At 38.9% G+C, this 8,704-nt stretch carries 10 protein-coding genes and 1 pseudogene; 7 read left to right on the forward strand and 4 right to left on the reverse strand.

All coding sequences use genetic code 11. The features are described 5' to 3' along the window. Positions 1–21: 21 nt before the first annotated feature. The 7 genes from BUC01_RS12230 to BUC01_RS12250 all read left to right on the forward strand — a co-directional run bounded on the left by BUC01_RS12230 (position 22) and on the right by BUC01_RS12250 (position 4,405). Entirely contained in the window at positions 22–267 is a 246-nt protein-coding gene (locus BUC01_RS12230) for a DUF4248 domain-containing protein (protein ID WP_025833250.1), read from the forward strand. A gap of 28 nt (positions 268–295) precedes the next feature. Beyond that, positions 296–418, forward strand: a complete 123-nt coding sequence (locus tag BUC01_RS26085) for a hypothetical protein (protein ID WP_259321889.1) — start codon at positions 296–298, stop codon at positions 416–418. A gap of 200 nt (positions 419–618) precedes the next feature. Next, positions 619–1,134, forward strand: a complete 516-nt coding sequence (locus BUC01_RS12235; RefSeq protein ID WP_025833248.1) for an HU family DNA-binding protein — start codon at positions 619–621, stop codon at positions 1,132–1,134. 69 nt (positions 1,135–1,203) lie between these two features. Next, positions 1,204–1,305: a smalltalk protein gene (locus BUC01_RS25495; RefSeq protein ID WP_159106515.1), complete on the forward strand. Its 102-nt coding sequence runs from the start codon at positions 1,204–1,206 to the stop codon at positions 1,303–1,305. Continuing rightward, entirely contained in the window at positions 1,305–1,748 is a 444-nt protein-coding gene (locus BUC01_RS12240; protein ID WP_025833246.1) for an N-acetylmuramoyl-L-alanine amidase, read from the forward strand. Before BUC01_RS25495 ends, BUC01_RS12240 begins: the two co-directional genes overlap by 1 nt. Before the next feature lie 97 nt (positions 1,749–1,845). Beyond that, positions 1,846–3,396 (forward strand): lipopolysaccharide biosynthesis protein, encoded by a 1,551-nt coding sequence (locus BUC01_RS12245; protein ID WP_025833245.1) that lies wholly within the window; start codon positions 1,846–1,848, stop codon positions 3,394–3,396. Between the two features lie 10 nt (positions 3,397–3,406). Next, positions 3,407–4,405, forward strand: coding sequence for a glycosyltransferase (locus BUC01_RS12250; protein ID WP_025833244.1), 999 nt, complete (start codon positions 3,407–3,409; stop codon positions 4,403–4,405). Positions 4,406–5,075: 670 nt separating this feature from the next. On the opposite strand, the pseudogene BUC01_RS12255 reads toward BUC01_RS12250, so the two are convergent. The 4 genes and pseudogenes from BUC01_RS12255 to BUC01_RS25860 all read right to left on the reverse strand — a co-directional run. Continuing rightward, positions 5,076–5,351, reverse strand: a pseudogene (locus BUC01_RS12255) (glycosyltransferase); the annotation flags it as partial. Position 5,352: 1 nt separating this feature from the next. Next, positions 5,353–6,393, reverse strand: coding sequence for a glycosyltransferase family 2 protein (locus BUC01_RS12260; protein ID WP_025833241.1), 1,041 nt, complete (start codon positions 6,391–6,393; stop codon positions 5,353–5,355). Between the two features lie 8 nt (positions 6,394–6,401). After that, positions 6,402–7,598 (reverse strand): glycosyltransferase family 2 protein, encoded by a 1,197-nt coding sequence (locus tag BUC01_RS12265; RefSeq protein WP_025833239.1) that lies wholly within the window; start codon positions 7,596–7,598, stop codon positions 6,402–6,404. 151 nt (positions 7,599–7,749) lie between these two features. Beyond that, positions 7,750–8,484: an HI0074 family nucleotidyltransferase substrate-binding subunit gene (locus BUC01_RS25860; RefSeq protein WP_081795823.1), complete on the reverse strand. Its 735-nt coding sequence runs from the start codon at positions 8,482–8,484 to the stop codon at positions 7,750–7,752. Between the last annotated feature and the right edge of the window lie 220 nt (positions 8,485–8,704).

Here is an 8,704-nt window from a genome sequence, read left to right on the forward strand (position 1 = left end):
ACAATTCATTTAAATTCGAGCATGAAGAAAACTGATGATTCCATCTTAGAAGTCTGCTTCCTGATACGCAGTTACGGGAAAGGCGAACTGGCCATGTGCTATATCCACGGAGTGAGCCAACAGGCAGCGGTCAACCGTTTCAACACCTGGATACGCAAAGCGCCCGGACTGGAACAGCGCCTGCTAGAAATGGGGATGAGCCGAACGGGCAGGAACTACACTCCCGCACAGGTGCAAGCGATAGTCGATGTTTTCGGGGAGCCTTAGGGTGTGTATAATAGTCACAAAATACTCCTTGGGATACTATGTGCCGGTGAAGGACAATGAAACAGCCTATTTCGTATCGAACTTCATTGATCGCATCGGGGTGGACTTCTCACTGGAAAAAAGAAGCATTGACGGGTGGAAGATTAAGTAATCCTACAATTATTCTTCGCGAACCTCACATAACCTCATTTATCCTCACGTAACCTCACGAAACCTCACGGAACCTCTCACCGCGCCGTTCGCCTGTCGTATCTTTGTTTCACCGGAGCGGAAGAAGAAATTATCTCATCTCTTCGCTCCAGAGAGATAAAAACAACTTATTATTCATCAAACCTAAAATTTTACAAAGTTATGTCAACAGCTTTAGTAATGCGCTCACAGCGCCACAAGAAAATCGGAGACGCAGCTTCCCCGATGGTTTTCACCCTGAAACGCAAGCCGAAAGACGCCAAAATCTTCAACCTTGCACGTATTGCACAAGACATCGAGGCACTGGGCGGAATGTCGGCCGAAGATGTGGAACACGTGGGAAAGGCCATCGTCCGCCAGATGCGCCAGACCCTGACCGACGGTAACAGTGTACGCCTGGATGGTTTCGGGATTTTCCACACTACTTTTAAATGTCGTGCCACCGAAGTGGCAAAAGAGTGTACGGTAAAGAACATCGAACGTGTCAATATCCGCTTCAAGGTGGCCAACACCTTGCGACTGGCAAACGACAGCATCGCCACCACCAAGGGAGGACCGAACAACATCGTCTTCGAACTAGTGACGGAAGATGACAAGCCGTCCACCGGTGGCGGTTCTTCTTCCGGCGGCAGCGGAGAAGGTGGCGGCGGAGGTGTAGATGAGAATCCGCTGGGGTAGGCTGCGCGGTCATTGCGCAGCCTGTTAATAGCTAATCACTAAACATTCATCACTAATCTCTTAATCTTTATGAAAAAAACGACTTGGGACAAGATTTTGAAAGTAATCATCGCGGTGGCTTCGGCCGTAATCGGCGCTTTTAGTGCCAATGCCATGAATCTGCATCCCTGATGAGAAGGATTGATTTAATTGTGGTCCATTGCAGCGCCACGCGCGAGGACCGCCCCTTTACCGAACAGGATTTGGAAACCGCTCACCGCCTTCGCGGTTTTGATGGCATAGGCTATCATTTCTACGTTCGCCGTAACGGTGATATCAAGTCTACCCGCTTGGTCGAGAGGGTCGGTGCCCACATGCGTGGACACAACGCAAATTCAATTGGAATTTGTTATGAGGGCGGTTTGGATTGCCACGGAGTGGCAAAGGATACCCGGACGGAATGGCAACGGCATTCGCTACGGGTACTGGTACGGGCTTTGAAGATGGACTATCCGGAAGCAAGGGTTGTAGGGCATCGGGATTTGAGTCCGGATGTCAACGGGAATGGAGAGGTGGAGCCGATGGAATGGACGAAGGAATGTCCGTGCTTTGAGGTGAAGGAAGAGAGGTGGTGACACCTCTCTTTCCATTTATGACATAAAAATAAGAATGATACTTCCCTTTTATGTTTTCTTTTTATATCTTTGCCTACAAACTTCAGTCCACTTGATTATGCCCAATGAATCCCGACTCAAAAAATCTCTGCTCAACGCCAAGGTCAATCTGTGTTTTTATCTTTTAGGGCTTATTCTCTCATTCTTTTCCAGAAAAGTCTTTTTGAATGTTTTGGGTGCTGATTTCTTAGGTTTAAGCAGCACTCTACTCAACCTCTTAGGCTTCTTAAACCTCGCCGAACTTGGCATTGGCAGCGCCATCGGCTACGTACTCTACAAGCCCTTATACGAACAAGACAAAGAGAAAATCTGTGAAATCATATCCGTTTTCGGCTACATCTATCGTTGCATTGGGTTCATCATTTTAGGTAGCAGCATTCTATTAGCCTGCTTTCTTCCCTATATTTTCCCGGACACTCCCTTCAATTCCAGCATCATTTACTTCGCTTTCTTTACATACATAAGTTCAGCCCTGATAAGCTATTTCGTAAACTATAAGCAAACTTTATTAGGAGCCGACCAGAAAAATTATGTAGTGACAGCTTATTATCAAAGTGCCGTATTACTGAAAACGTTGCTGCAGATGGGATTAGTGTACTACACTGGCAACTACTACTTATGGATCAGCCTGGAGTTGCTGTTGGGAATCACATACTCCATCATCCTAAACTGGAAAATCAATCAGGTATATCCCTGGCTAAAAACCGAAATAAAACAGGGAAAGACACTCTTCAAGAAGTACCCGGAAGTAATGAAGTACACCAAGCAACTGTTCATACATAAATTGAGCAGTTTTGTACAGTATCAGACAGCTCCCTTTTTGATATATACATTTACATCCCTTAAAATCGTTGCCTTTTACGGCAATTACACTCTCATCATTGACAAAATAGCCCAATTAGTCAATAACCTGTTGGGTAGCACCGGCGCTGGGGTCGGCAACTTAATAGCCGAAGGAGATCAAAAGAAAATCCAACATGTCTTCTGGGAGTTGTTGAGCATCCGCTTTTTGATAGCTGGCATCATCTCTTTTGCATTGTTCCAACTCACAACCCCTTTTATCGGCTTATGGTTGGGAGAGCAATACGTATTGCCGAACTATATACTGACACTAATCATATTCAATGCCTTTATCGGCTATACACGTGGTGCCACAGACCAGTTTCTTTATGGCTACGGGCTGTTTAATGACGTATGGGCTGCCATCGCCGAAGTGTGCATAAATCTGATAGTAGCATTGATAGGTGGCTCCTTATGGGGGCTTTCGGGCGTGCTGCTCGGCGGGCTTAGCAGTATGCTCATTATTGTCGGAATCTGGAAGCCCTATTTTCTCTATAGTCGTGGTTTCAAGACTTCAGTTGCCCATTACTGGATAAATTATATTAAGTATTTATCAATACTTATTGTTGTAGGAATCCTATGTCATTATTTGCTATCAGCAAAATATTTCTCTCCAAAAGCCTCATTCATGCATTGGGCTTTATATGCCGGAATAATAACTATTACTTATTCCGGACTATCATATAGCTTATTATACTTTGTTGCCCCCGGTATAAAAGCAGTTACCAAACGATTTTTAGAAAAGAAAAGTTTTTTTATCAACAAATAATTACTACAATATGGAAAAAATTTCAGTAAGCATAATCGTTCCGGTTTACCAAGCGGAATCATACCTGCAAAAATCCGTTGAGACTATTACCCAACAGACTCTACAGAATATTGAAATCTTGTTAGTAAACGATGGGTCAACCGACAATTCACCTGCCCTCTGTGACGAACTATCAAGAAGAGACAAAAGAATAAGAGTCATTCATCAAAAAAATTCAGGACAATCATCCGCCCGAAATACAGGTATTGAAGCTGCTCAAGGAGAATATATAGGATTTATGGATAATGATGATTTTCTATATCCTAAAATGTGCGAAACGCTCTACAAAAATGCAAAAAATAATGATGCAGATATTTCAGCATGCTCATATATAACAAAAGATGAAAGCGGAAAAACATCGCATGACAAGCACAACGGAAAAATATACAAATATGATAATCGGCAAGGAGTTAAAGAGTTACTGACAAGGGAAATTCTAGACATCTATGTCTGGACCAAAATCTATCGTAAAGAGTTTTTAAACAAGGAGAATATCCGTTTTGAAGAGGGGCGTAGTGAAGAAGATTGGCTATTTAATCGTTTGGCCTATTTTGCAGCAAAAAAGAGTGTCATGGAAGATACTCCTGTTTATCTATATATAGAACGCCAAAATTCTACATGTCGTACATTCTATAAAAAGAATTTAAAAAAATACTTGGACGATGTTTGTTATAGAATGCAACTGATAGAGAATGAAGTGGCAAATAAATATCCCGATTTACAGTTTTGGGCAAAACGCCAAACAATAAAAACCTGTTTCAGAGTTTTATTTGTCATTTCAAAACACTCAAGAAGAGAATGTGAGCCCTACTATTCATGGATAAAAAAGTATCTATACACCAATTCACAAATAGTGATAAAAGAAAGATATTATTGGGAAATGTCACTCGTAGGAGTTGTTTTGGCATCATATATGCCAACAGGAGTCTATTTCTATTTGAAAAAATGGAAAAACAGGAAAATCAATTAAAGACTGTTAGAGACCTCCGCAAAAATGTTGTCTGCTTCTCCAATAATGCAATAATCTAAAACAAAAATCATATATTGCAAACTGGGATTTTTGTAATAAATAGCGTCCCAACTTATCCAGCTTATAATCTGACAAATAATACTGATTTAGAAAAGTCCTATTTTCTGTTATTAATTGCCTGATATGAGCAACACGCGCATAACGAGACACATGATGACATGACAAATAGTCAGTTTCCAACGTCCTCTGAAAATATAGAAGTGAAAATTTTAATAGTATATCCATATCTTCAGGAAATATATCCAATTGATGAGCTAATTCACTGACAAATGCATATTGCTTTTTAAAGAGAACATATTCCGATTGAAATAAGTTTATTTTAGCTGATAAACTATCGGGGCTTCTTCTATAAACATAATCAGTACATCAAAAAACAACGCATGTTCTCCAATTAATCCTAAATCGTAGATTTTAGTCTATGGAGAAAGCAGAAAAGTGACATCTTTTCCCTTAAAGAATATCTTATAATCAACAAAAGGATAATTCCCGTCTGTTGGAAAACATTTTTCTTCTTTCACCTCTCCTTCTTCCTCATGATATACATATCTCTGAACCACCAATCCTTTCCCTCAAAAGAATAAAGATGCTCTAAATAATTCGGAAGCACCTAATCATCAGAATCAACAAAAACTACATATCTTCCACAAGCCTCACGGAGCCCTCTGTTACGGACAGCACTCACTCCTGCATTTTTTTGATGGAAAACACGAATCCGCATATCTCTTTCAGCCCAATCATCACAAATCTCGCTGGAACGATCCGGACTACTGTCATCTATCAGCAACAATTCAAAATCAGAAAAAGCCTGTTCTAATATGCTACTTATACACTGGGAAAGATAATTCTCTACCTTATAAACGGGAACTATAATTGAAATTTCAGTCATATCAATTAGTTTTATGACCAAACATTCGTCTGAAATTTATCTTATATAAAAACCGCATCCATATATCAAAACAAACATTGCTGCAATACAGTAAAAGATATTTAGCTATTTTATCCGCTAAATAAGCGGGTAAGAACATTCTCTTAATTTCATTCCTATTGTTCAATGTCAACTCACGCAAATACCTTATTCGTTTACTATATGAATATTGATTTTTATGACAATAAATAGCTAATATGACTTTGTGAAACAAGACTGTTATTGTTTTCCATGCATTCTGCATCTCTGCGTCTGCTATAGCATAGTAGTCTTGATACAATTTTAATCTTAACAGAAACTCCCTACATATTGACAATTCACACTCATAGGAATTTATACGGGAAGATAACGTATCAGTCGAATAGGATACACGATAACAATAATTATAATTGCTTTTTATTAAAATATAATCTGCATAGCAACAATAATCCAGAACAAATAACATATCTTCAAAACATGAAACGTCTGGTATGAACGCTATCTTTTTAGATATTATTAATTCTCTATTGAAAAGTTTACCCCAAACATACATCATTCTTCCACATATAAATTCTGTAATCAAACGATAGAAATCAGCATGATACAATAGCATATCCTCAACTGAAACAGGCAATATCCTGGTTGGATAAACCCACTCAAAGCTCCCCAATATCAAACCCTTGCCCCTATTTCTCTCTAATAGGCATTTATAAAGTTCATTTAAGTAATCAGGTTTTATCCAATCATCTGAATCTACAAAAGTTACATACTCTCCAATAGCTTCACACAGTCCCTTATTACGTGCTACACTAACACCTGCATTCTCCTGATGGAATACCCTTATCCGAGAATCTCTATGGGCATATTCATCACAAATACTCCCAGAATGATCCGAAGCTCCATCATCTACCAATAATACCTCAAAATCCGTAAATGTTTGCAACAATATACTATCGATACATTGATGTATATATTTTTCAACATTATAAACTGGAACTATAATAGATATCACAGGCATATTCATAAATTAAATTATTTCAACGTTAGTATGTCCTCTTTTTCTTCCACTCCATGCGTTGTATGAATAAACCTCTTATTCGCCTCTTTTAACCGGAATAAATTAAAAAACATCAGAAGAAATGAATAAGGAACAAAACATACTGCCTTAACCAAACGCCACTTCCAAAAACGACGAGGAATCGCAATAGCCAATGCTATCAGTAACAGTCCCAATATTCCCCACCATTTATAAGCCAATGCAGGAAACCATATTGTAAGGCATACGGAAAATATAAAAATAAAACCCAACAATAAGACCCGTGAGAACGAAGCTTGCTGAAATAACTTATCACAAAAATCCCATTTTCGTTCACGGACAGCTGGAAGCAAATGATGAACAAACTCACCGAAGCTATAATATTGCGCAGACAGCCAACGCCTTCTCTGTTGATAGAAATTCTTAGTCTTCTGTATTTTTTCATCCAACACATAGGTATCTGGCAAGTAATGAAAGAAAATACGATGATAAAGCAATTTCATTTCCAGAACTCTGTCGAAGCCTCCGACTGAAGTGTTACTCATCATCGCTTTATAGAATAAAGAATACTCAAAAGCCATACCGGAACCTATCAGAGCTGCCGACATTCCTAAATTGACATGCCCCAAACGGAATATTGAATTATTTATTTCCTCACTAATGGCATCCAAATAAGCCATATCCGTATTCAAATTCTTTGCTACACGATGAGTCTGCACAACTTGCACTTTCGGATCTGCAAACGCATTATTTACCTCAGAAAGATACGAAGAGTTAATAATATTGTCTGCATCGATAATCAAAGCGACATCATATGAATTCTCCCCTAGATATTCAAGAGCAGTTTTCAGAGATTTAGTATTCGTGCTTTTTTCAAAATCCACTTGAAGTAACTTAATAGGCAATGCACGCAATTTTTCATTCGTTGAAGACTGCATATGATCTGAAATTACAACCACATCATACTTATCACTTGGATAATTTTGCATCAGACAAGCTTGCACCGTATCCATAATAACCGCATCTTCCCTATATGCCGCTATTAATAAAGCAAATCGTTTATATTCTTTCGCCGGTACCGGTTTATCAGGTTTACGCTGGAGCGATGCCAAACTATAAACCAATAAATACAATACGTTTATTGCAAACAATACGTATAAAATCCAATCGAGTATAAGCAGTACCTGTTCCAAAATTAAAATTTTATGTAGATAATGCCACAAATATACAAAGAATGACTGAAATAATCACTATTTCTTAAAAAAAGAAAATGTCCCATTTTTCGTAATGGAACATAAAAATGTGCAGGCTCTCATGCGACATACATATCGTCTGATTTCATTTTCATAGCACTGAATAAATGCAAACTCCAATTCTATCAATATGCTCTTTCAATGCCAAATTTTTGATATGTCCATAAACCACTATATCTACAAAATAAGGCAGAACTGCTTCATCGAAAGCAACAAGTAATGCCGACAGCCCATCTTTTGAAATGGTTCCTTTTACAGCAATGTCAATATCTGATCCCCGACTATAATTACCCTTGGCGCGAGAACCGAACAAAACAGCTTCTTGCACCTCTGAAAAACGAGAAAGAACATCAATGATTCGCTTCCCGTTTATTTCACTCAATCCGTATTGTTGCCACAGGATCTTACTCATCGGCTTTTTCTTTAAAAGAAATATAAAAGTCTTGAAGCAGAAAAAATAGCGTTCAAAGATATCACTCAGCACCCGAATAATGATTTCATCATCATAAATATGGGTAGTCAGATTACGGTCGGCCAATGCCTGCAACCAATCTTCGCCATTCATGATATATCCACTCTGAAAGCCTTGACGAATCGTTTCACGAGGAGAACGCACTTCAAAACCCTCTAATGTGAGATAATCCTTCAATGTTTTCCATGCCAGCTCAAATGTGTACTCATAAGTCTGAACAAGCCCGGATTGCAACAAATCATCATCGGGGGTAGCTTTCACAACTTCTATAGCACGAGATAAACGTTTGAATACCTTCTCGTAATTCTGAAAACGTTGTTTCCAACGTATATCTTGACTGCTTATTTCTTCCATACTTTTGTATCTTTGCTTTAAAGGGGTCAGTCCGAAAACCCTGTGGATATGTTATGTTAATACGCGCAAGTGAACTATCTTTGCGTTCAAATTAAAATTATCTGCCCAATGCCTTCCAATCGCAACCTACATAAGTTACTACGAGTCATCTTCCCCGAAGTTTTAATGGAGTATTTCGAGATCTCGGGTTGGCATGACGACTCTGTGAAAATCGAAGTTT

The sequence above is a fragment of the Bacteroides stercorirosoris genome (genome assembly GCF_900142015.1).
Lineage (GTDB): Bacteria > Bacteroidota > Bacteroidia > Bacteroidales > Bacteroidaceae > Bacteroides > Bacteroides stercorirosoris.

Coding starts and splice junctions, on each gene's coding strand:
- BUC01_RS12235 (WP_025833248.1), top strand. CDS start 619: ATGTCAACAGCTTTAGTAATGCGCTCACAGCGCCACAAGAAAATCGGA.
- BUC01_RS12240 (WP_025833246.1), top strand. CDS start 1,305: ATGAGAAGGATTGATTTAATTGTGGTCCATTGCAGCGCCACGCGCGAG.
- BUC01_RS25860 (WP_081795823.1), bottom strand. CDS start 8,484: ATGGAAGAAATAAGCAGTCAAGATATACGTTGGAAACAACGTTTTCAG.
- BUC01_RS25495 (WP_159106515.1), top strand. CDS start 1,204: ATGAAAAAAACGACTTGGGACAAGATTTTGAAAGTAATCATCGCGGTG.
- BUC01_RS12260 (WP_025833241.1), bottom strand. CDS start 6,393: ATGAATATGCCTGTGATATCTATTATAGTTCCAGTTTATAATGTTGAA.
- BUC01_RS12245 (WP_025833245.1), top strand. CDS start 1,846: ATGCCCAATGAATCCCGACTCAAAAAATCTCTGCTCAACGCCAAGGTC.
- BUC01_RS12250 (WP_025833244.1), top strand. CDS start 3,407: ATGGAAAAAATTTCAGTAAGCATAATCGTTCCGGTTTACCAAGCGGAA.
- BUC01_RS12230 (WP_025833250.1), top strand. CDS start 22: ATGAAGAAAACTGATGATTCCATCTTAGAAGTCTGCTTCCTGATACGC.